Consider the following 20886-nt stretch of genomic DNA (forward strand, 5'->3'; position numbering starts at 1 on the left):
TGCCGAAATGGAAAAAAGCCACCCGCGGCAGGCGGATGGCTTTAATTTCATTACAGCGCCGCGCGTCCGAAAGACGCGCAAAGGACGCTGTAACACTTTAAATTCGTCAAATTCAGCCGCGCAGGTCCTTGCGCAGGATCTTACCAACAGGCGACTTCGGCAGCTCGGTGCGGAACTCGATGAAGCGCGGCCGCTTGTAGTTGGTGAGGTTGGCGATGCAGTGGGCTTTGACCTCGGCTTCCGTCAGGTTCGGATCCTTCCTGACCACGAACAGTTTTACCGCCTCGCCCGAATGTCCGTCCGGCACGCCAATGGCTGCGGCCTCGAGGATGCCGGCATGCATGGCGGCGACTTCCTCGATCTCGTTCGGATAGACGTTGAAGCCGGAGACGAGGATCATGTCCTTCTTGCGGTCGACGATCTTGGTGTAGCCGCGGTCGTCCATGAAGCCCATGTCACCCGAGCGGAAGTAGCCGTCATCGGTCATCACCCGCGCCGTTTCCTCAGGCTTCTGCCAGTAGCCGGCCATCACCTGCGGTCCGCGAATGCAGATCTCGCCGACGTCGCCGAGCGGCAGCGAATTGCCGACCTCGTCGCGGATATCGAGGTCGGTGGAGGGAAGCGGCAGGCCGATCGTGCCGGTGAACTCAGCCGAATCGAAGCGGTTGGCGGTGGCAACCGGCGATGTCTCGGAAAGGCCGTAGCCCTCTGTGACTGCCGTGCCTGTCATCTTCAGCCAGCGGTCGGCGACCGGGCGCTGCACAGCCATGCCGCCGCCGAGCGACATGATCAGCGAGGAGAAGTCGAGCTTGGCGAAATCCGCATTGTTCATCAGCGCATTGAACAGCGTGTTGAGGCCGGGGAAGATATGGACCTTCGACTTTTCGAATTCCTTGACGAGACCGGGAATGTCGCGCGGATTGGCGATCAGGATATTGTGGGCGCCGAGCGACATGCCCATCAGCGAATTCACCGTCAGCGCGAAGATGTGGTAGAGCGGCAGGGCGCAGAGGAAATTCAGCACCTCCGGCTCTTTCTTGCGCTCGAAGGCGGATCGAAGCCAGAGCGAAAGCTGCACCTTGTTGGCGAGCAGGTTCTGATGCGTCAGCACCGCGCCCTTGGCAACGCCCGTCGTGCCGCCGGTATATTGCAGGAAGGCGATGTCGCTGCCTGTCAGCGTGACCGGCTGGAGCTTTTTTCCGGCACCTTCGCGGAGCACCTGGCCGAAGCTCTTGTGCTGAGGGATCGACCAGGAGGGAACGAGCTTCTTCACCTTGCGCACGACGAAATTGACGATCAGCCCCTTCGGCCCGAGCATTTCCCCGAGCGAGGTGACGACGACATGGCGAAGGTCGGTCTTGTTGAGAACCTGCTCCACCGTGCGGGCGAAATTCTCCAGCACGAAGATCGCCTTGGCGCCGGAATCCTTCAACTGGTGTTCGAGTTCGCGCGGCGTATAGAGCGGGTTGACGTTCACGACGACGAGGCCGGCGCGCAGGATGGCATAGGTGGCGATCGGGTTCTGCAGCACGTTCGGCATCATCACGGCGACGCGGTCGCCCTTCTGAAGGCCGGTGCTCTGCAGCCAGGCGGCGACCTTGCGCGTCTGGCTCTCCAGTTCGCGGTAGCGCATCCCCTTGCCCATGCTGGAAAAGGCGGTCCGGTCGGCGTAACGGGCGCAGGATTTTTCCAGCAGTTCGGCAAGCGAGGCATATTCCAGCGGCGGAATCTCTGCCGGAACAATATCGGGATAGGCGGCAAGCCAGGGCTTGTCCGGCCTGGCGCCGTTTGGATGGACGGAAATGCTGTTCATCTGTCTCTCTCCCCTGCGGCCGCCGCGCCGACATCATTCGGCAGATAACCGGAAAGATCCTCCATCTTCCAGTCCGGCAGCTTATGCGATTGCCTGAATGGTTCAAGCCGAATGAAGCTATACTAACCTTGACGTAAACGTCAACATTCCGCCCGCGCACGATCATGGAAAGGATGGGGAACTTTGAGTCCGCCATGACGTTGATCTTGCATACTCACCATGAGGAAACACCAAAAGGAGGTGCACAATGTTGAACCAGGATACTGACGCCACCCGCCGTGACCCGAATGTCAAGGTCACGCACTCGCTGATCGCCAGCGACCGCGTCGAAGGCACCCGTGTCTATGGGCCCGATGGCAGGCATATCGGCTCGATCGAACGGCTGATCATCGGAAAGCTCGACGGCCGTGTCGCCTATGCCGTGTTGAGCTTCGGCGGCTTCCTGGGCATCGGTCACGACCATTATCCGCTTCCCTGGGAAAAGCTGAACTACGACACCCAGCTGGATGGCTATCGCATCGACCTGACCAAGGAGCAGATCGAAGGCGCCCCGAGCTATTCGGACGATGACGACACCTGGTACAACGACAATGGCCGCCGGGTCTATGATTACTACGGCGTGCCGCCTTACTGGATGTAACGTCGTCCGATAGGCCGAGCTGGAAGGGCCCCGCGGATGCGGGGCCTTTTTAGTGTTTGGCGACGAGATCGTTGGCCGATCGGAGCACGGTGCCGATGGTAATGTCATCGGCCCTGATCGWCTTTGCCGTCTTAACCGCAAAGACATGGCTCTCGCCCGGCAGCAGCGTCACCAGCATCGAATCGACAACGGCATCCGGATGCAGCCGATCCGCCATCAGGCAGAGATCCTTGAGGAAGTTTTGCGCCGTCACCTTGACCTCATACCCACCGTCGATCCCGACGACATCGACCGTCAGCCGCGGTGCCGGCAGGGCAAGCTCGATATCCTCGACGAAATAATGGAAGGCCCGCCGGTCGAGCATCTGCACGACGATGAGCTCGTCCTTCGGTAAGCCGGGGGTGACGATAGCCTCGGGCAGCGGGAATTCCTTTGCCTCGAAACGATCGCAGAGCAGGCGCCAGAATTCGAATTCGGCCAGCACGGTGCCGTCGAGCGTCACGCGTTTGCCGCTGATCTTCGCCCGCCAGAACARCGTCCGTTCATTGACGGCCACCGCCGCAAGTCCGCCGCCGCGCGGCTGGATCGTCAGCAGGCGCGGATCATAGGCTGCCTTCAGCGCATACCAGAGCGGCTTGCGGCGTCCGGCCGAATCGAGCGCGGCCCATGAGGTCACCGGCCAGCAATCGTTGAACTGCCAGACCACCGCACCCTTGCAGATATTCCGATGCGAGCGCATGTGCTCGACGCCGAAGCGGATGGCGCGCGCCTGGTTGAGCTGGGTGGCGAAGTGCCAGTCATCCATTGTCCGCGGCTCCGGCAAATGGCCGGACAGGCCGCAGATCAGCTTGTCATTGCCTTGGGTGGCCTTCTGATGGTGGAAGACGCCGTTCGATTGCGGCGTCAGCGGCGCGTCGTGCACGCTTTCTTCGATCGTTGCCCAGGCCGGAGGCGCTTGCCAGCCGAATTCGGAGCAGAAGCGCGGGATATAATTGCGGTAGACCTCGTAGCCGACATCGTTCCACACGTCCCAAATATGTTTGCAGCCATGTGCGTCGGCATTGGGTTCGATCTCCATCGAGCCGGAATAGGGGCTGCCGGGATAATAGGGCCGGTCCGGATCGAGTTCGACGCAGAGTTTCGGCAGCAGGTCGAGATAATAACCGAGGCCCCAGCTTTCGCCCGCCTTGATGATCGGCCGCCAGCCCCATTCGTCGAAGCCCCAGATGTTCTCGTTATTGCCGTTCCAGAGGACCAGCGAGGCATGCGGCATCAGCCGCACGACATTGTCGCGCACCTCCGCCTCGACCTCGTTTCTGAGCGGCTCCTCCTCCGGATAGGCGGCGCAGGCAAAGAGGAAATCCTGCCAGACCAGCATGCCGGCGCGGTCGCAGGCCTCATAGAATTCGTCGGCCTCGAAAATGCCGCCGCCCCAGACGCGCAGCATGTGGATATTGGCGGCCTTTGCCTCCTCGATCCGAGCGGCATAACGCTCAGCCGTCACCCGCGGGGGAAAACAATCGTCCGGAATCCAGTTCGCCCCGCAGATGAAAAGCGGCACGTCGTTGATGACGAAGGTAAAGGCCGAGCCGTGCTCGTCGGCCGAGGTGTCGAGCCGCAGTGAGCGGAATCCGAGTTCGCGCTCATGAGCGTCGAGCAGATCGTCGCTCCCGTCGCCGATCAGCCGGAGAGTCAGGGGATAAAGTGGCTGCGCGCCGAGATGGTGCGGCCACCAGAGCTGCGGCGAGGGGAGGGTAAGCTCGAAGGCGATCTCGTCTTCGTCAGCGGCAATCGCCAGCGTTTTGGTTACGCCGCCGATTTCGGCGACAAGCCTCAACGGCGTTGTGCCGCCATGCCGCGCCAGCCTGGCATGCACTTTTACCAGCCCATCGCCGCCGGCAAGTGTCGCCGACACCCGCGTTTCGTCAAGCCGCGCCCGGTCCCAGCTTTCCAGCCGGACGGGCTTCCAGACGCCGGCCGTCACCAGCGTCGGCCCCCAGTCCCAGCCGAAATTGCAGGCCATCTTGCGCATCAGATTGCCCGGTCCCGGATAGTTGTTGGGACGGTAGCCGTAATGTTTTTCCATCTCCGCACCATAGGCGTAAGCCGAGCGGAAGGTGACGGTGAGTTCGTTCTGGCCAGCCTTCAGCAGCCGGGAAACATCGAAACGATAGGTGCGGTGCATGTTGAAGGTGCGGCCGATCTCTTCGCCGTTGAGGGATATCACCGCGATCGTATCGAGCCCGTCGAAGACGAGCTCCTGCACCCTGCCATCGTCAGGCATCGCCTCGAACGTGCAGCGATAGGTCCAGTCGGTCTTGCCGATCCAGTCACTGCTGATTTCGTTCACGTCGATATAGGGATCGGGGATCAGCCGGTTGGCGATCAGGTCGAGATGCACGCAGCCCGGCACCGTTCCGGGGATTGCGGCGGGCAGTCTGGATCTTCCTGTATCGTTACAGGAGAGCGTCCAGCCGGAATTGAGCTCGGTCTTCTCGATCATGGGCGGGCTCCTAGTTCATGCCGCTCGAAGCTGTGGGATTATCGGGAGATTGGATGTGTGCCGCCGCAATCCGGCTCGGCACGATGCGTCAGAGAAACCGGCCGTGGCGCTGCAGCACCTCGATCTTGTAGCCATCGGGATCGCTGATGAAGAAGAACAGGCCGAAGAGCTTGCCGTCGCGGTTGAGCTCTACCAGTTCACCCGGATTGAGCCCGAGCTTCGACAGCCGCTCCCGCTCGACCGCCACCTCCTCGACCGAGACGGCGAGATGGCCATAGGCATTGCCGAGGTCATAGGGCGCGGTCCGGCCCTTGTTGACGGTCAGTTCCAGCTCGAAGCCGGTCTCGGCATTGCTCATATAGATCAGCGTGAAGGTTTCGAAATCGACGCGGTCGGCCACCGAAAGGCCGAAGGCCCTCTCGTAGAATTCGACGGAGCGCGCCTCATCGAGAACGCGGATCATGGAGTGGATCATCTTCGCCAATTCTGCCTCCCATTGCACTACAGCGCCGCGCGTCTTTTTAGACGCGCAAAGGACGCTGTAGCACTTTGAATTGCTGCATAATTCCTTAAATCGGAATCGATTTAAGGAATTATGCAGTAGTCACGGCAGTCTTGGTACTCGTCCTCCTACGCCGCGCGCAAGCCGATTCTTCGGGTGATCGCCGCTTCGACCATACCCATGGCGTCATAGATCAGCACCGCCATCAGGCCGACGATCAGGCCGCCCTGCAGGATGAAGGCGGTATTGTCGGAAATCAACCCGGCGATGATGACCTCGCCGAGGCCCTTGGCCGCAACCGTCGAGCCGATCGTCGCCGTGCCGATATTGATGACGGTCGCCACCTTCAGCCCTTCGAGGATCAGCGGCAGGGCCAGCGGCAGCTCGACCCGCAATAGCCGCTGCGTGCCGTTCATGCCCATGCCGTCGGCGGCATCGAGAACTTGCGGCGAAACCTGCTTCAAGCCGGCGACGGTGTTTTCGAAGATCGGCAGCAGGCCGTAGAGAAAGAGCGCGATCAGCGTCGGCATGGCGCCGAAGCCGGTGGCGGGAACCGCGAGCGCCAGCACCGCGACCGGCGGAAAGGTCTGCCCCGCATTGGCGATGGCGCGCGACAGCGGCAGGAAGTCAGCACCGCTTTCCCGCGTCACGAAGATGCCGCCGACAACGGCAAGCACGGCGCTGCAGACAATCGATCCGATCACCAGCTGCAGATGCCCGGCGGCCAGCGAGGCAAGGCTGTTCTGCGTATAGACGGCAGGCGCATTGTTGCTGGTCAGCGGCACCAGCAGGAAGGAAAGCCACTCCGTCCTGAACAGCAGGATGAGCAGCAAAGCCAGCGCCGCCAGGCGGAAGAGATTGGCGACGACGAGCTTCATGCCTTGCGGCCCAGTTCGAGAAGCCGCGTCATCGAGATCGAGCCAACCGGCGCCTTTTCGCCGTCCTGCACGGCCGCCTCGTCGACCCCCTGCCAGATCATTTCGGCCAGCGCATCACGCAGGCTGAGCGACTGCGGCAGGGCATAGGCGAGACCGTTCTTGGCCGGCTCCATGCTCTCCTTCAGCGGCAGCAGCGACATCAGCTTCAAGGCCCGGTCGGACGTGCCGGTCAATTGCTGCACGAAGGGATCGGCGGGTTCGGTGAGGATCTTTTCCGGCGTCGAGCATTGCAGCAACCTGCCCTGGCTCATCACTGCAATCTGGTTGCCGAGATGGAAGGCCTCGTCCATGTCGTGGGTGACGAGAATAACTGTCGTACCGAACTGTTTCTGGATCGCCAGCAGGTCGTCCTGCGCCTTGCCGCGGATGACGGGATCGAGCGCGCCGAAGGGTTCGTCCATCAACAGCAGTTCCGGCTCGGCCGCCAGCGCCCGGGCCACACCGACGCGCTGCTGTTGGCCGCCCGAGAGCTGGTGCGGATATTTGTCGGCAAAGGTTGCCGGATCGAGGTTGAAAAGCCCGAGCAGTTCTTCGACGCGTTTGGCGATGCGGGCGGAATCCCAATCGAGAAGCTGCGGCACGGTGGCGATATTCTGCGCCACCGTCCGGTGCGGAAACAGGCCGTGTCCCTGGATGGCATAGCCGATCTTGCGGCGAAGCTCCGTCACTGGAACGTCCATCACATTCTGTCCGCCGACTGATATTTCGCCTTCGGTGATCGGCACCAGTCGGTTGATCATCCGCATCAGCGTCGATTTGCCCGAGCCCGACGTGCCGACGATGACGGTGATCTCACCCTTCTCGACGCTCATCGAGACGTTGTCGACGACGGTGGCCGGGCCGTAGCGCTTGGTGACGTTCCTGATCTCGATCATGGTCATGCGGCGGTTCCCCGGATGCTGTCGATGACCGCATCGAGGATGACGGCCGATGAGAAGGCGAAGAAGACGGTCGGCACGGCGCCGAGCAGGACGAGATCCATGGCCGTCTGGCCGAGCCCCTGGAAGATGAAGATGCCGAAGCCGCCGCCGCCGATCAGCGCGGCGATCGTCACCATGCCGATCGCCTGCACCAGTACGATGCGGATGCCGGTGAGGATGACGGGAAAGGCGAGCGGCATGTCGATGCCGGTCAGAATCTGCAAGCGCGTCAGCCCCATGCCGGCCGCAGCATCGCGCACCGAGGGGTCGACGCCCTGAAGGCCGACGACGGTGTTGGCGACGATCGGCAGCAGCGAATAGAGCACCAGCGCAATCAAGGCAGGCGCCGTGCCGATGCCGCGGATGCCGATCGCGGCGGCGAGCGGCACATGGGTGGCGAGATAGCCGAGCGGCAGCATCAATAGGCCGAAGAGTGCCAGGCTCGGGATCGTCTGGATGAGGCTCAGCCCCTGCAGCACGATGGCCCGCAGCTTCGGCACCCAGAAGCAGAGGATGCCAAGCGGCAGGCCGAGAATAATGGCGATGGCAAGCGAGCCGAACGCCAGCAGCAGATGCGAGAGCGCTTCGGTCTCGAATTGCGGGGCCCGCGTCGAGAATTCCTTCATGATCGAAAGGCTGTCGAGCAGGCCGGAGGAGAGCGAGATGAAGAGCAGCGCCGTATAGGCTGCAAGGGCTGCCACCCGCATCCATGGCGCCAGCCGGATTTTGACAAGCGCATCAGATATGACGAGCCCGATCACCGCAAACAGCGCCCAGAAGCCGCCGCCGGGCGTCATGCGCGCCACTGTGCTGCCGGGGGGCGTTGCCGCCGTCGAGACGAGGCCGATCGCAACGATCAGCGCCGCAAGGCAGAGTGTGGCGATGACAAGCCGCGCGATCGCATTGGTGAGGAACAGCGTGGCGAAGGCGGTGAGAAGGAGAAGCACGGTCAGGATGACGATGGAAGGCTGGGGAAGAAGCTGCATCAGCAGCATCGGCTTGCCGGCGGCGATGCGGTTCGCCTTCACGTAGATGAAGGGCATCAGTGCAGTCGCCGCGATGCCGCCGGCCACCAGAACCACGCCGAGCCGGTCCAGCTTGCGGACCGCTAAGGTTTCTTCCATCAAATCAACCCTGTCTGGCCAACATCAGCCCACCCTATCAGCAAAGGGGGCTCCGCCCGCAATCGGGCGGAGCGAGCGATGATTACTTCAGGAAGCCCTTTTCCTTGAGATAGGCTTCGGCGACGGATTTTGCCGGCTCGCCGTCGACCTGGATCTTGGCGTTGAGCTTACGCAACTCGTCGGCGGTCAGGCTCTTGAAGATCGGCGAGAGCACTTCCTCGATCTTCGGATTGGCCTTCAACACCTCTTCGCGGATGATCGGCGTCGGGGCATAGACCTGCTGGACGTTCTTGTCGTCTTCGAGAACGGTGAGTTCAGCCGCTTCGATGGCGCCGTCGGTGCCGTAGACCATGGCGGTGTTGACGCCGTTCGTCTGGTCGGCGGCCGCCTTGATCGTCGCCGCCGTGTCGCCGCCGGAGAGAACGACCATCTGGTCGGGCTTCAACTGGAAGCCGTAGGTCGTCTGGAAGGCGGGGAGCGCGCCGGCCGAATTGACGAATTCGGCCGAGGCGGCAAGCTTGGCGGCACCGCCGCCGGCAACCCATTTGCCGAAGTCCGTAAGGCTCTTCAGCTTGTTCGGGCCGGCAACATCGCTGCGCACGGCGAGCGCCCAGGTGTTGTTGGCGGGCGACGGCGTCAGCCAAACGATCTTGTTGGCGTCGTAATCGAGCTTCTTCGCCAGCTCATAGCCTTGGTCGATGTTCTTCCAGGCGGCGTCATCGGCCTTGTTGAAGAAGAAGCCAGCATTGCCGGTGTATTCGGGATAGATGTCGATTTCGCCGGCGGTGATCGCCTTGCGCACGACGGGTGTTGCGCCAAGCGCGATGCGGTCCTGCGTCTTGATGCCGTTCGCTTCGAGAGCGAGCGCAATGACGTTGCCGAGCAGCGTGCCTTCGGTGTCGATCTTCGACGAAACGACGACGTCGGCGGCATGGGCCGCACCCACCGCGAAGGCGGAGAGCGAGACGGCAAGTGCGAGTTTCTTCAGCATGGAAAGTCCCCTTTTTCAAAACCATTGAATGTGGCCCAAGCCTCGGGCGGGAGGCCTGCGCATAGGAAATCCGCCGGCGAAGGCGACCAAGCCGCCATCATGCCGGAATTGCGTGCGTCATGGAAATAGCGTTCATGCCCGAAAAATCGATGCAAGCCCCCTCCAGTATTTGCGGTCGCAGCACGATTATGGCGGCGAATGCGGCTCCGCGCGCGGAAACGCATTCCCTTTTCCAAGGCCGGCGCGATTTGTTTTTGTTCCCTTGCGTGTTTCCACGATATTCCCCGGCTCTTTCGCGGTTTCCCGCCGCCCGGTTTTTTTATGACGGGAACGATAGCCCGCCTCTCCGGAGGCAGGGATATCTTTTTTCATGAACACATCATATCGTCCGGTTTTTCCAGCGCTTTCCGGAGGTGGCCGTTTGCATCTTGGTGCCCTGTTCATCGCAAGCCATGTTCTGACCTCCGGTTCGGTCCGCGAGACCGCGCGGCGCTTCCAGCTGTCGCCCTCCACCGTCTCGACGGCAATCCATAATCTCGAGACCGAACTGGCGATGAAGCTGACGGAACGCGCTTCCGGCGAGTTGGCGACGCTGATTGCGAGCGGCAGGGTGCTGGAAGGCCTGGAGCCGATCATGGCTGCAATCGCTGAACTCGGCCAATGGGCCGGTCACGACGGCGCCGCCGCCGGGATCGACGAGGCCTGGGCATCCCGCATTCCCGTCAAGATCGTCACGATGGAGCGTTTTCTCGAAGTTGCCGACCAGGGCAGCATCAACCGGGCCGCCCGCCGCCTCCGCCTCGGTCAGCCGCAGCTTTCGCTTCAGCTTGCCAATCTTGAGAAATTTTTACGCCATCGCCTGTTCGAGCGGCAGGCGCAGGGCTCGGTGCTGACGGAAGAGGGCAGGCGCGCCTACCAGATCTTCATGGCGATCAGCCAGGCGTGGAACGATCTCAAATCGTCGGCCGACGAGCGTTATCGGCGCACCGCCCGGTCGCTGCGCATCGGCTCGATCATCCCGACCGGCTCGGAAAGCTGGGTGGCGCGCTGCCTGGGCACGCTGGTCTCGGAATGGAATGCACGCCGCAACAACAATGCGATCTCGCTGGTCTCGATGACCGCCGACGATCTGCGCGAGGCGCTGAAGAGCGGCCGCATCGATGTTGCGATTCTGGATTCGGTCTTCGGGCTGGAAAACTTCCGCCATCGCGAATTGCTGCAGACCGACATGGTGGTGATCGCGCCGCCGGATAGTACCGAGACCAGCGTCGCCGATCTCGTTGCCGGCCACCCGATCTGCATGCCGAGCCCGCGCACCGGCCTCGGTCATGCGGCCATGGCCTTCAGCTACGAGCGTGCGCCCAACTGGCGCCTGCGCGGCCAGGATATCACCGCGGCGGATTCGCTGCCGGTCATCGTCGACCTCGTCGCCAATCACGGTTACGTCTCTTTCCTCGGCCGCGTCAGCGCCATGCCGATTGCCGACAAGGTGCGCATCGTCGATCTCGACGAGCATCTGCCGATGTCCTATCACGTCGCCTTCAATCATCGAAAAGCCGCCGCCGATGCCTGCACAGTCATCATCGAGGTGGCGGCGAGAATTACATCGGAATCCGTGGCGCGCACCAAAAGGCCGACGGACGCCGGAGCCAGGGAGACTGCAACGTGACAATCTTGCTCGAAGTGTGCGTGGACAGCGCCGAAGGCCTTGCCGCCGCGATTGAAGGCGGCGCCGGGCGCATCGAGCTCTGCTCGGCGCTGGAGCTCGGCGGCCTGACGCCGCTGCCGAGCCTGATGAAGATCGCCGCGCGGGCGCCCATTCCGGTCTACGCGATGATCCGCCCTCACGCCGGACCTTTCATCTTCGACGCGGCAGACGAGGAAGCGATGATGATCGATATCGATGCCGTGCGCGCCGCTGGCCTTGCCGGCGTCGTCATCGGCGCCAACCGGCCGGATGGTACGCTCGACATGCCGTTGATTCACCGTTTGAAGGCGCATGCCGCCGGCCTCGGCTCGACGCTGCATCGCGCTTTCGATCTGGTGCCGGATGCCGATCAGGCGCTGGAGCAGGCGGTCGAGCTCGGCTGCGAACGCATCTTGACCTCCGGCTGCGCCCTGAAGGCCACCGACGGCCTCGACACGCTGAAGCGCATTTCGGCAAAGGCGGCCGGCCGGATCGCCATCATGCCCGGCAGCGGCATCCGCCCGGCAAATGTCGGCGAGATCCTGCAGGCGACCGGCGCCCGCGAGGTCCACGGTTCCTGCAGTTCGCCGGTCGAAAGCGCCGATCCACGCGCGGTCGCCTTCGGCTTCGAGGCGAAAAGCACGAACAAGACCGATGTCGCCGTTGTCAGGCAGATGCGCAGGGCGATTGAGGCGGTGGCAGGATAACGGAGCGTGAGGACAAGGGAGCATTCGTTTGTCGATGCACCCGTCATCCTCGACCTTGAGCCGAGGATCCATGCCTTGCTGGTGACGGAGGCCAACATGGATCCTCGGGTCGAGCCCGAGGATGACGGAGTGTGTGGGAAACTACGCAGCAGGTACCGCGAACATGACAAGATAGGCGCCTAACGCCGTAGGACTTTTCCGGCGCTGCCTAGCCGCCAATACTGATGACAGCCTTGATCACCCATTCTTCTCATGCGCTCATCACTCGCGGTCGTGCACGACGCCCATGATCTCACCCCTGCGGGAGACACTCACGAGGAGATCGTCCCCGTCTCGCCATGCTCTGATCAGATATCGTTCACCCACGTCCCTCACATCTCTGACGCGATAACCACGCCGTTCGAGGAGGCGAACCGCATCGTCTGGCCCGAAATTGTCCCGACCCGAACGCCATCCGCTTCGCTGGTCGTGGTGGCGATTCCATCGCTGCAGAAAATCCGTTTCCGTCTGGTTATCGTCAGGATCAGCATAGAATTCCGATCCCTGGCCTTCCTGGATGACCACCTGCGCACGGGCAGGCACCACAAGCGGCATTGTCAGCGCAATAGCCATTGCCAAGGAAGCAATTCGCATTTTCATCGCCCGACCCTTTCCATCACTCAATTGATGAACATCTGCCGAGTATCCGGCGGGCCTCACTTATGGACACTTCCGTTTTCTTCTGTGTGCTTTTTGATTGAGAAATGTTGCGCGAAATCGCGGGCGCCGGTCTGAGTCGGAACCGCGTTGTTTCCGGGCGCATCCATCAGAACGTCTTGTGGAAAGACCAAGGGCCAACGGCTCCCGGCGGGATTTGCCGGAAGCGTTCAAGGCAATCGCTATGCGACTTCGTACCTTGGGATTGCCCTAGGCACCGATGCGGATCACCGCCTTGATCAGCCCATTCTTCTCATGCGCCCAGCGCGCCAGATCGCGCGGCGCATCGGCAAGCGTCGTGCGGTGGGTGATGAGCTTGTCCACCGGCACCAGCCCTTTGGCGATCGAATCCGCCACATGCTCGAAATCGACGCGGGTGGCGTTGCGGCTGCCGATCACCATCATCTCGCGCTTGTGGAATTCGGGATCGGAGAAGCGAATATCGTCCTTGACGACGCTGACCAGCACCAGCGCGCCGCCATGGGCGACGAAGGAGAAGGCCTTTTCCATCGAAGGGCCGTACCCCGTCGCGTCGAAGACCACGTCGAAACCGTCGCCATTGGTCTTTTCCCGTACAGCTTCCGCTGTCGCCTCGTTGGCAACGATGCCGGACGTGAAGCCGAAGCGCTCGGCTGCCATCTGCAGCCGCTCGGTGCTGGTATCGAGCAGCGTCACCTCATGGCCGGCGATGCGCGAGAAGATCGCCGCCCCGAGGCCGATCGGCCCGGCGCCGATGACGAGCGCCCGCGCTCCGGCGCCGGTCATCGATCGGCGCACCGCATGGGCGCCGATCGCCAGGAACTCGGTCGTTGCCGCCGCTTCGAGGCTTACACCTTCGGCGGCATAGAGGTTCTCGGCCGGAACCGAAATCTCCTCGCAGAAGGCGCCGTCGGTATGGACGCCGAGCACCTTGATATTGGTGCAGCAATTCGGCTTGCCCTGACGGCAGGCGATACATTGCCCGCAGGAGAGATAGGGATTGACGATGACGGGCGTGCCGACCGCCATGGCAACGCCGTCGCCCGCTTCCAGCACCGTCGCCGAGATCTCGTGCCCCATTACCCGGGGATATTCGAGGAAGGGATGTTTGCCCTCGAAGATGTGGTAGTCGGTGCCGCAGATGCCGACATGGCTGACGGCAAGCCGCACCCAGCCGGCGGCGGGAGCCGCTGGCGAAGGACGCTCGACGATATCGAGCACGCCGGGCTCCCGGCAAAGAACTGCTTTCATGACGGGTCTCGCATTCCTGAAATGGAAGAAGCCGGCTGGTTCAGGCCGGCTGTCTCTTGCTCGCCTCTTAATTGCTCTTGCGGCGGCGCAGCTGGTCGAAGAACACGATCACGATGATCAAGAGACCGGTGATGATACGCTGCCAGAAGGAGTTGACGTTCAGAAGGTTCGCGCCGTTGTTGATGGTGGCGAGAATGAACGCGCCGATCAGCGGGCCGTGCACAGAGCCGACCGCGCCGAACAGGCTGGTGCCGCCGATAACGGAGGAGGCGATCGCCTGCAGTTCCCAGCCGTCGGCCTGTGTCGCATTGCCGATGGCGATGCGCGAGGCCAGCAGCACGCCGACGAAGGCGGCGAAGGAGGCCGAGAGGATATAGGCAAGGTAGATCATGCCCTTGACGTTGACGCCGGAAAGGCGCGCCGCCTCGGCATTCGAACCGACCGCGAAGAGATAGCGGCCCCAACGGCTCAGATGCAGGAAGATGAAGGAGGGGACCGCCACCAGGATGACCATCCAGAACAGGCTCGGAATACTGAGCAAATCGGCGCGGGCGAAATTGCTGAAGCCCTCATTGGTAATGTTGATCGTCGAACCGTTGGTGATCAGCAGGCCGATGCCGCGCAGCGATGTCAGGGTTGCCAGCGTGATGATGAACGGCGGCAGGCCCATATGCACGATGCCGAAGCCATGGAAGGCGCCGATCGCCACACCCATGAGCAGCGTCAGCGCGATCGCACCCCATACCGGTACGCCCGCCTGCAGCAGCCAGGCGATGATCACGGTGCAGAAGCCGACAATGGCGCCGACCGAAAGGTCGATGCCGGCGGTGATGATGACGAAGGTTTGGCCGAGTGCGAGGATCGCCGTCATCGCGCCCTGACGCAGCAGGTTCGAGATGTTGAGCGGCGTCCAGAAGCTCGGGGTGACAACGGCGAGCACGATCCAGAGGAAGATCAGCAGGCCGATCAGCGTCAGGCCGAACAGGATGTTCATTTTCCGACGCGGCGGCGGTGCGACGATTTCTGTGGGGGTGGCAGTCATGAATTTTCTCCCTCTTATTCTTTTGGCTCAGACGCCGATCGCTTCGCTGAGCACTTGTTCATGCGTCGCCGCGTGGAAATCATGGCTCGCGACGATTTTGCCGGCGCGGAAGACGTGCAGCCGGTCGGCCAGTTCGTAGACCTCGGGCAGGTAGGAGGAGATCAGGATGATGCCCGCGCCGTCCTTCAGAAGCTTGGCGAAGAGCCGGTAGATTTCCGCCTTGGTACCGACGTCGACGCCGACGGTCGGCTCGTCAAAGATGAAGAGCCGGGCGCCGTGGCTCAGCCACTTGCCGATGACGATCTTCTGCTGGTTGCCGCCCGACATGCTGGAGGCCGGAACGCGCCGGCTCGGCGTCTTGATGCTGAGATCGCGGATCTGCTTGTCGGCATTGGCCGATTCGCGTGCGTGATTGATGACGGGGCCGTGGCTGAGGCGCCCGAACACCGGCAGGTTGATGTTGAGGCCGATCGGCAGGTTGAGGCAAAGCCCCTGGTCGCGCCGGCTTTCGGGCGCGAGCGCAATGCCGAGTTCCATGGCGGTGCGTTCGTTGCGGATATCGACACGTTTGCCCCTCCACTGGATTTCGCCGGCGCTGATCGGCTGGCGTCCGTAGAGGCCGAGCGCGAATTCGCTGCGGCCGGCGCCGATCAGCCCGTAGAGGCCGACGATCTGTCCTGCCTTGACGCTGAGCGACACGTCTTCGAAGCCCGGACCGGAGAGGCCCTTGACCTCGACGATCGTCTCGCCGATCGCAATCTCTTCCTTGTGGTAGATCTGCTCGATCGAGCGGTTGATCATCAAAGCGATCAGTTCGGCATCGTTGGTCTCGCCGATCAGCCGCGTGCCGACATGCGTGCCGTCGCGCAGCACCGAGACACGGTCGGCCAGCTCGAACACTTCCTCCATACGGTGGCTGATATAGACGATCGTGACGCCTTCGCCCTGCAGGCGGCGGATCAGCTTGAAGAGCTGCGCCGATTCCTGGCGCGTCAGATAGGCCGTGGGTTCGTCGAAGATCAGGAACTGCGTGCCGCGCATCGCCGCGCGCGCCGTCGCCACCAGCTGCTGCTGGCCGATCGTCAGCGAGCTCAACAGCGCACCGGCCGGCAGGCCGAAGCCGAGATCGTCGAGGACGGCCTGCGCCATCTTCTCCATCTGCTTCTTGCGCATCAGGCCGTAGCGGTTGACCTCGTCGCCGAGGAAAAGATTGGCGGCAACCGTCAGGTGCCGGCAGAGCACGACTTCCTGGTGGACGGCGTTGATGCCGCGGGCGATCGCCTCGTTCGGCGTCGACAGCCCCACCGGCTGGCCGCACCACAGCACTTCGCCCGCCGTGCGGGTAATGACGCCGGTCAGCAATTTGATGAGGGTGGATTTGCCGGCGCCGTTTTCCCCGACGATGGCGTGGATTTCACCGGCAAGGAAGGTCAGCGTCGCTGGCTTCAGCGCCTGCACATGACCATAATTCTTCTGCAGGCCCTTGAGTTCGAGGATAGGCGATCCGGCGGGAATTCGATTGGCTTCTTTCAGCGTCGCGCTGTCATCATGGCGATGACTGACCTCTTCCAGTCCGATCATGGACCTCTCCTCCTTGTGTCGCCTCTGCTCTCCATCCCGCACAAAACATACCACGGATGGGAAAGGCCGCGCCGGTTTTTGAAGCCGGCGCGGCCTGTCTGTTTTTGTTACTTGATCTTCGGGTTCAGTAGCGCGTCGATCTTCGGATCGGCCATGTTCGCCTTGGTGACGAGATTGGCACCGGTATCGACATTTTCCGGAACCTTCTCGCCCTTGGAGACGGCAAGCGCGGTCTTCACGCCGTCATAGCCCATGCGATAGGGGTCCTGAACGACGAGGCCGGCGATCGCGCCATCCTTGAGGAAGCCCACCGTCTTGTCGTCGCTGTCGAAGCCGATGACCTTGATCTTGTCGCCGAGCTTGTTTTCGGCRATCGCCTGGCCAACGCCCTGCGCCAGGATGAGGTTCGAGGCGAAGACGCCGACGAGGTTCGGGTTGGCCGTGATCAGGTCGGTCATCATGTTGAGGCCGGTCGTCGCCTGGCCGTCGCCATACTTGTCGGCGATGACCTTCAGGCCGGGATGCTTGGTCTTGATCTGATCCAGGAAGCCTTCGCGGCGCTGCTCTAGCGAGCCGACGCCGGGAAGATTGGTGAGGATGACGATATCGCCTTCTTCCTTGCCGGTCATCTCCTTGATGGCGGCGGCCAGACCGTCGGCGGCGATGCGGCCGCCCTGGACGTTGTCGGTCGTCAGGAACGACTTGAACGCCTTGGAGTCGGCGCCTGAGTCGATGCCGATGATCGGAACCGACTTGGCGGCTTCATCGATCGGCTTGCCGAGCGCCTTGAATTCGGTCGGCGAAATGACGACGGCGGCCGGCTTGCCGGCAACGGCGTTCTCCAGAATGCTGATCTGGCCGTTGACGTCGGATTCGGCCTGTGCGCCGAGTTCCGGCACGTTGACGCCGAGATCCTTGCCGGCCTTGCGGGCGCCGGCCAGAACGATCTGCCAGTAGAAGGACGTCGTGTCCTTGACGATGATCGGGATCGTCACGTCGGCGGCAAACGACGTTGCCGGCATCGCCGTGGCGATGACTGCGGCACCTGCAAGCGCGGTAAAGGCGCGGCGGGACAGAAGGGATTTCACGATACTCATAAGGGTTCTCCTCTCAGGGTGCGTTCTCCTCCAAATAAATCGGCCGCTGAACGCAGGCGGACGATTTTTATCGATAAAAAACATTTGCCGGGTGAAGCTAGCCGAGGCGCAATCAAATTGCAAGAGCGCCAAACCGGCTTTTTTTCTTTGGCAAACTCCCGCCAAGCAACTGATTTTATTCCAATACCACGATACCCTAAAATAGGGATCAGGCCATGTCGACCTCATCAGGATGGACTACGCCTTTTTTCAAAATCAGGTTGCCGTACAGCCGGAATTCCGTCGTCGCGACGATGTAGGTGGCCTTGCGAGCCATCGCGTAGAAAGCAAAACGCTCTACCGGCACGATGCGGAAATCGCCGGCGTGCTTGGAAACGATCTGCTGGAATTCGGTGCAGACCTCCGGCATCGCATCGGGATCGCCGACCACCTCCATCCGCCACGCCGCTTCCGGCACGAAAGTGTCGAGCGGCATATGCGTCAGGATAGCCTCGGCCATCGCAGTGGCGCTGACGCCGTCGGCGCGGATGACCGGCGGGCCCATCGAGCCCGAGGGAAAATTGGCGTCTGATATGACGATGTCGTCGCCATGCCCCATGGTCTTCAGCGCATGAAGCAGGTCGGGTCCAAGCAGCGGATGAATACCCTTGAGCATAGTCTCTCCTCAGACTCGGACGGCTTCGGCGCCGAGCGGCGGCGCGACCAGCGTATAGGGTTCGAATTCGGCATAGATCTCGTCGGCAAGCCGCGGCTCGACGATCTCCATATTGCGCGTCAGGCTGGACGGCTTGGCCGTGCCGATCAGCACCGAGGCGACGATCGCCTCGCGTAGCGGAAACTGCAGGGCGGGCGCTGCCAGCGGTACGCCGTGGCTTTTGGCGATCGCCTCCATGGCGCCGACCTTGGCAAGCACGTCGTCATCAGCCGGCATATAGTCGAAATGCGAACCCGGCACCGGGCCGGTGGCGAGGATGCCGGAGTTGAAGACGCCGCCGACGACGAGCGACGTGCCCTTCTGCCGGCAGAGCGGCAGCAGTTCGGCGACGGCCGAGCGGTCGAGCAGCGTGTAGCGGCCGGCGAGCAGGATGCAGTCGAGATCGGAATGGCGCATGACGTCGAGGCAGACGGGCACCTCGTTGACGCCGAGGCCGAAGGCGGAGATCGCGCCGGACGACTTGAGTTCCTCCAGCGCCTTCACGCCGGAATCGAGAAACTGCTTCTGGTGGACCGCGTTTTTCGCCGCGCCATGTGTGTAGACGCCGAGATCGTGCACATACAGAATATCGATGCGGTTGAGGCCGAGGCGCGCATAGCTGAACTCGACCGAGCGCATGATGCCGTCATAGGAATAGTCGTAATCGGCGTCGAAGGAGAGCGGGTCGACATAGCTGTAATCAGGCACGGTGCCGGTCGGCACCGGCCGAAGCAGCCGGCCGACCTTGGTGGAAAGCACGTAACTACGGTCCGGCTGGTCGCGCAGGAAATCGCCGACCCGCCGCTCGGCAAGGCCGAGCCCATACCAGGGTGCCACGTCGAAATAGCGAATGCCGCTGTCCCAGGCCGCCTGCAGCGTGTCGATCGCCTGCTCGCGCGGGCAGGCGCGGTAGAGGCCGCCGAGAGCGGCGGCACCGAAACTGATTTCGGTCACCTCCAGCTTGGTCTTGCCGATCCGTCTCGTCTTCATCATGCCTCCTCGCGAAGAACTTGAGCTTGGTCTATGGAGCAATCCCAGGAAAAGTGTGAAGCGGTTTTCCGTCCGGGATTGCGTACTTCAAATCAATCCCAGGAAAAGTGTGAAGCGGTTTTCCTGGGGTTGCGTCAAAGCAAAGGTTAGAGCGTCGCGCCCAGATGCCAGGGCACGAATTCATTGTCGCCGTAGCCGAAGAGCTCGCTCTTGGTCTTCTTGCCTGATGCCGTATCGACGATCAGATCGAAGATTTCGCGGCCCTTGCCGCTGATCGTCGCATCGCCGGTGGCGATCGTGCCGCAATCGATGTCCATGTCCTCTTCCATCGACGCATAGAGCGCCGAATTGCTGGAAAGCTTCAGCGACGGCGCCGGCCGGCAACCGAAGCAGCTGCCGCGGCCTGTCGTAAAGGCGATCATGTTTGCCCCACCGGCCACCTGGCCGGTCGCCGAGACCGGGTCGTAGCCGGGCGTGTCCATGAAGACGAGACCGGGGGCCGTGACCCGCTCGGCATAACCATAGACCGCCGTCAGCGGCGAGCGGCCGCCCTTGGCAACCGCGCCGAGCGACTTTTCAAGGATGGTCGTCAGCCCGCCGCGCTTGTTGCCGGGCGACGGATTGTTGTCGAGCGAGGCGCCGTGCAGCGCGACGTAATCCTCCCACCAGGCGATCTTGTCGTCGAGCTTCTTTGCCACCTCGTCGCTGACGGCGCGGCTGCGCAAAAGGTGCTCCGCACCGTAGATTTCCGAAGTCTCTGACAGGATCGCCGTACCGCCGGCCGCCGCCAGCAGGTCGGCCGCGACACCGAGCGCCGGATTGGCGGTGATGCCGGAAAAGCCGTCCGAGCCGCCGCATTGCAGGCCGATGATGATCTCACCGATCGACATCGGCACGCGCTTTTCCTTGCCGACATCGGCAGCGATCTCGCGCAGCATGCCCATGGCGCGCTCGACTGCGCGGCGCGAACCGCCGGCATCCTGGATGTTGAAATGCCGCTTCGAGGCGCCGGCGCCGCTCTGGCCGTACAGCGTCAGCTGGTTGACCTCGCAGCCGAGGCCGATCATCAGCACGCCGCCGAAATTCACATGTCTGGTGTAGCCGGCGAGCGTCCTATGCAGCACGTTCATGCCGTCGCCGGTCGAGCTCATGCCGCAGCCCTGGTCGTGCACGATCGGCACGAAACCGTCGATGCCCTCGTAATGCGGCAGGATCGTCCGGTTCGCCTCGTYGGCGATCGCCCGGCAGACCGTGGTGGAACAGTTCACGCTGGCGATGATGCCGATATAGTTGCGCGTCGCCGCCCGCCCGTCGGCGCGGCGATAGCCCATGAAGGTGCGCGCCTTGTCATCGGTGGTCGCCGTTTCCGGCGCCGAATTGGCGGTCGCCGCCAGCCGGTCGTTTTCGAAATGCAGGTTGTGGCTGTGCACATGGTCGCCGGCCTTGACCTCGGCCGTCGTGCGGCCGATCGCCTGTCCGTATTTGACCACGGGTGATCCGAGCGGAATATCCGCAATCGCCACTTTGTGGCCGGGGTCGATCTTCTCACGGGTCTGAATGCCGGCAACCGTCGAACCCGGCGCAATTGCCGCCGTTGCGACCGCGACATTGTCGCCGGCCGAAAGGATGATCCAAGGCAGTTTGTCCAAGTCTCTATCTCCCTGGGAAAGGCTCGCTACATCGGCGAAAGCGCATTGATTTTGTTTTTTATCTACAATAAACATTTTCAAG

At 62.4% G+C, this 20886-nt stretch carries 19 protein-coding genes; 3 read left to right on the forward strand and 16 right to left on the reverse strand.

What is annotated here, in order from left to right:
* Positions 1-112: 112 nt before the first annotated feature.
* Positions 113-1813, reverse strand: a complete 1701-nt coding sequence (locus tag AC1D1Z_RS09400; protein WP_131647375.1) for a long-chain fatty acid--CoA ligase — start codon at positions 1811-1813, stop codon at positions 113-115.
* A 247-nt stretch (positions 1814-2060) separates the two neighbouring features.
* Here AC1D1Z_RS09400 and AC1D1Z_RS09405 point away from each other — a divergent pair, with 247 nt between their 5' ends.
* A complete protein-coding gene (locus AC1D1Z_RS09405) occupies positions 2061-2453 on the forward strand; it encodes a PRC-barrel domain-containing protein (protein ID WP_018244602.1) in 393 nt (130 codons plus the stop codon).
* A 49-nt stretch (positions 2454-2502) separates the two neighbouring features.
* Here the strand turns inward: AC1D1Z_RS09405 and AC1D1Z_RS09410 are convergent, their stop codons facing one another.
* From AC1D1Z_RS09410 to AC1D1Z_RS09440, 7 genes are all read right to left on the reverse strand, one after another.
* On the reverse strand, positions 2503-4956 hold the full coding sequence (locus tag AC1D1Z_RS09410; protein ID WP_477850286.1) for a glycoside hydrolase family 2 protein: 2454 nt from the start codon (positions 4954-4956) through the stop codon (positions 2503-2505).
* 88 nt (positions 4957-5044) lie between these two features.
* On the reverse strand, positions 5045-5440 hold the full coding sequence (locus AC1D1Z_RS09415; protein ID WP_018244604.1) for a VOC family protein: 396 nt from the start codon (positions 5438-5440) through the stop codon (positions 5045-5047).
* Between the two features lie 146 nt (positions 5441-5586).
* Positions 5587-6336 carry an ABC transporter permease gene (locus AC1D1Z_RS09420; protein ID WP_047617124.1) on the reverse strand — a complete coding sequence of 250 codons (750 nt, stop codon included), beginning with the start codon at positions 6334-6336 and terminating at the stop codon, positions 5587-5589.
* A complete protein-coding gene (locus AC1D1Z_RS09425; protein WP_018244606.1) occupies positions 6333-7277 on the reverse strand; it encodes an ABC transporter ATP-binding protein in 945 nt (314 codons plus the stop codon). Before AC1D1Z_RS09425 ends, AC1D1Z_RS09420 begins: the two co-directional genes overlap by 4 nt.
* Positions 7274-8440 carry an ABC transporter permease gene (locus AC1D1Z_RS09430; RefSeq protein ID WP_131647373.1) on the reverse strand — a complete coding sequence of 389 codons (1167 nt, stop codon included), beginning with the start codon at positions 8438-8440 and terminating at the stop codon, positions 7274-7276. Before AC1D1Z_RS09430 ends, AC1D1Z_RS09425 begins: the two co-directional genes overlap by 4 nt.
* A gap of 82 nt (positions 8441-8522) precedes the next feature.
* The gene (gene osmF, locus AC1D1Z_RS09435; protein ID WP_003545119.1) at positions 8523-9431 is read right to left on the reverse strand and encodes a glycine betaine ABC transporter substrate-binding protein OsmF; all 909 of its coding nucleotides are present in this window, start codon (positions 9429-9431) and stop codon (positions 8523-8525) included.
* Between the two features lie 186 nt (positions 9432-9617).
* Positions 9618-9803 (reverse strand): acetyltransferase, encoded by a 186-nt coding sequence (locus AC1D1Z_RS09440; RefSeq protein ID WP_245515900.1) that lies wholly within the window; start codon positions 9801-9803, stop codon positions 9618-9620.
* A gap of 49 nt (positions 9804-9852) precedes the next feature.
* Between AC1D1Z_RS09440 and AC1D1Z_RS09445 the strand changes: the two genes are divergently transcribed.
* Together AC1D1Z_RS09445 and AC1D1Z_RS09450 are read left to right on the forward strand one after the other, a co-directional pair.
* Complete coding sequence (locus AC1D1Z_RS09445; protein WP_131647388.1) at positions 9853-11100, forward strand: LysR family transcriptional regulator; 1248 nt, start codon at positions 9853-9855, stop codon at positions 11098-11100.
* Positions 11097-11825: a copper homeostasis protein CutC gene (locus AC1D1Z_RS09450; RefSeq protein WP_131647371.1), complete on the forward strand. Its 729-nt coding sequence runs from the start codon at positions 11097-11099 to the stop codon at positions 11823-11825. Before AC1D1Z_RS09445 ends, AC1D1Z_RS09450 begins: the two co-directional genes overlap by 4 nt.
* A gap of 261 nt (positions 11826-12086) precedes the next feature.
* On the opposite strand, the gene AC1D1Z_RS09455 is transcribed toward AC1D1Z_RS09450, so the two are convergent.
* The 8 genes from AC1D1Z_RS09455 to AC1D1Z_RS09490 form a co-directional block, all read right to left on the reverse strand.
* Positions 12087-12464 carry a hypothetical protein gene (locus tag AC1D1Z_RS09455; RefSeq protein ID WP_018447681.1) on the reverse strand — a complete coding sequence of 126 codons (378 nt, stop codon included), beginning with the start codon at positions 12462-12464 and terminating at the stop codon, positions 12087-12089.
* A 267-nt stretch (positions 12465-12731) separates the two neighbouring features.
* Positions 12732-13751 carry a zinc-binding alcohol dehydrogenase family protein gene (locus tag AC1D1Z_RS09460; protein WP_131647370.1) on the reverse strand — a complete coding sequence of 340 codons (1020 nt, stop codon included), beginning with the start codon at positions 13749-13751 and terminating at the stop codon, positions 12732-12734.
* 67 nt (positions 13752-13818) lie between these two features.
* Positions 13819-14793, reverse strand: coding sequence for an ABC transporter permease (locus tag AC1D1Z_RS09465; RefSeq protein WP_018244613.1), 975 nt, complete (start codon positions 14791-14793; stop codon positions 13819-13821).
* 27 nt (positions 14794-14820) lie between these two features.
* On the reverse strand, positions 14821-16374 hold the full coding sequence (locus tag AC1D1Z_RS09470) for a sugar ABC transporter ATP-binding protein (protein WP_047617113.1): 1554 nt from the start codon (positions 16372-16374) through the stop codon (positions 14821-14823).
* A 107-nt stretch (positions 16375-16481) separates the two neighbouring features.
* Positions 16482-17471 carry an ABC transporter substrate-binding protein gene (locus AC1D1Z_RS09475; RefSeq protein ID WP_028731590.1) on the reverse strand — a complete coding sequence of 330 codons (990 nt, stop codon included), beginning with the start codon at positions 17469-17471 and terminating at the stop codon, positions 16482-16484.
* Between the two features lie 208 nt (positions 17472-17679).
* Positions 17680-18126 carry an RbsD/FucU family protein gene (locus AC1D1Z_RS09480; RefSeq protein WP_018244616.1) on the reverse strand — a complete coding sequence of 149 codons (447 nt, stop codon included), beginning with the start codon at positions 18124-18126 and terminating at the stop codon, positions 17680-17682.
* A gap of 9 nt (positions 18127-18135) precedes the next feature.
* On the reverse strand, positions 18136-19155 hold the full coding sequence (locus tag AC1D1Z_RS09485) for an aldo/keto reductase (RefSeq protein ID WP_130728783.1): 1020 nt from the start codon (positions 19153-19155) through the stop codon (positions 18136-18138).
* Positions 19156-19301: 146 nt separating this feature from the next.
* Positions 19302-20804, reverse strand: coding sequence for a UxaA family hydrolase (locus tag AC1D1Z_RS09490; protein ID WP_477850294.1), 1503 nt, complete (start codon positions 20802-20804; stop codon positions 19302-19304).
* Between the last annotated feature and the right edge of the window lie 82 nt (positions 20805-20886).

Source organism: Rhizobium sp. P1_E1, from assembly GCF_056406015.1.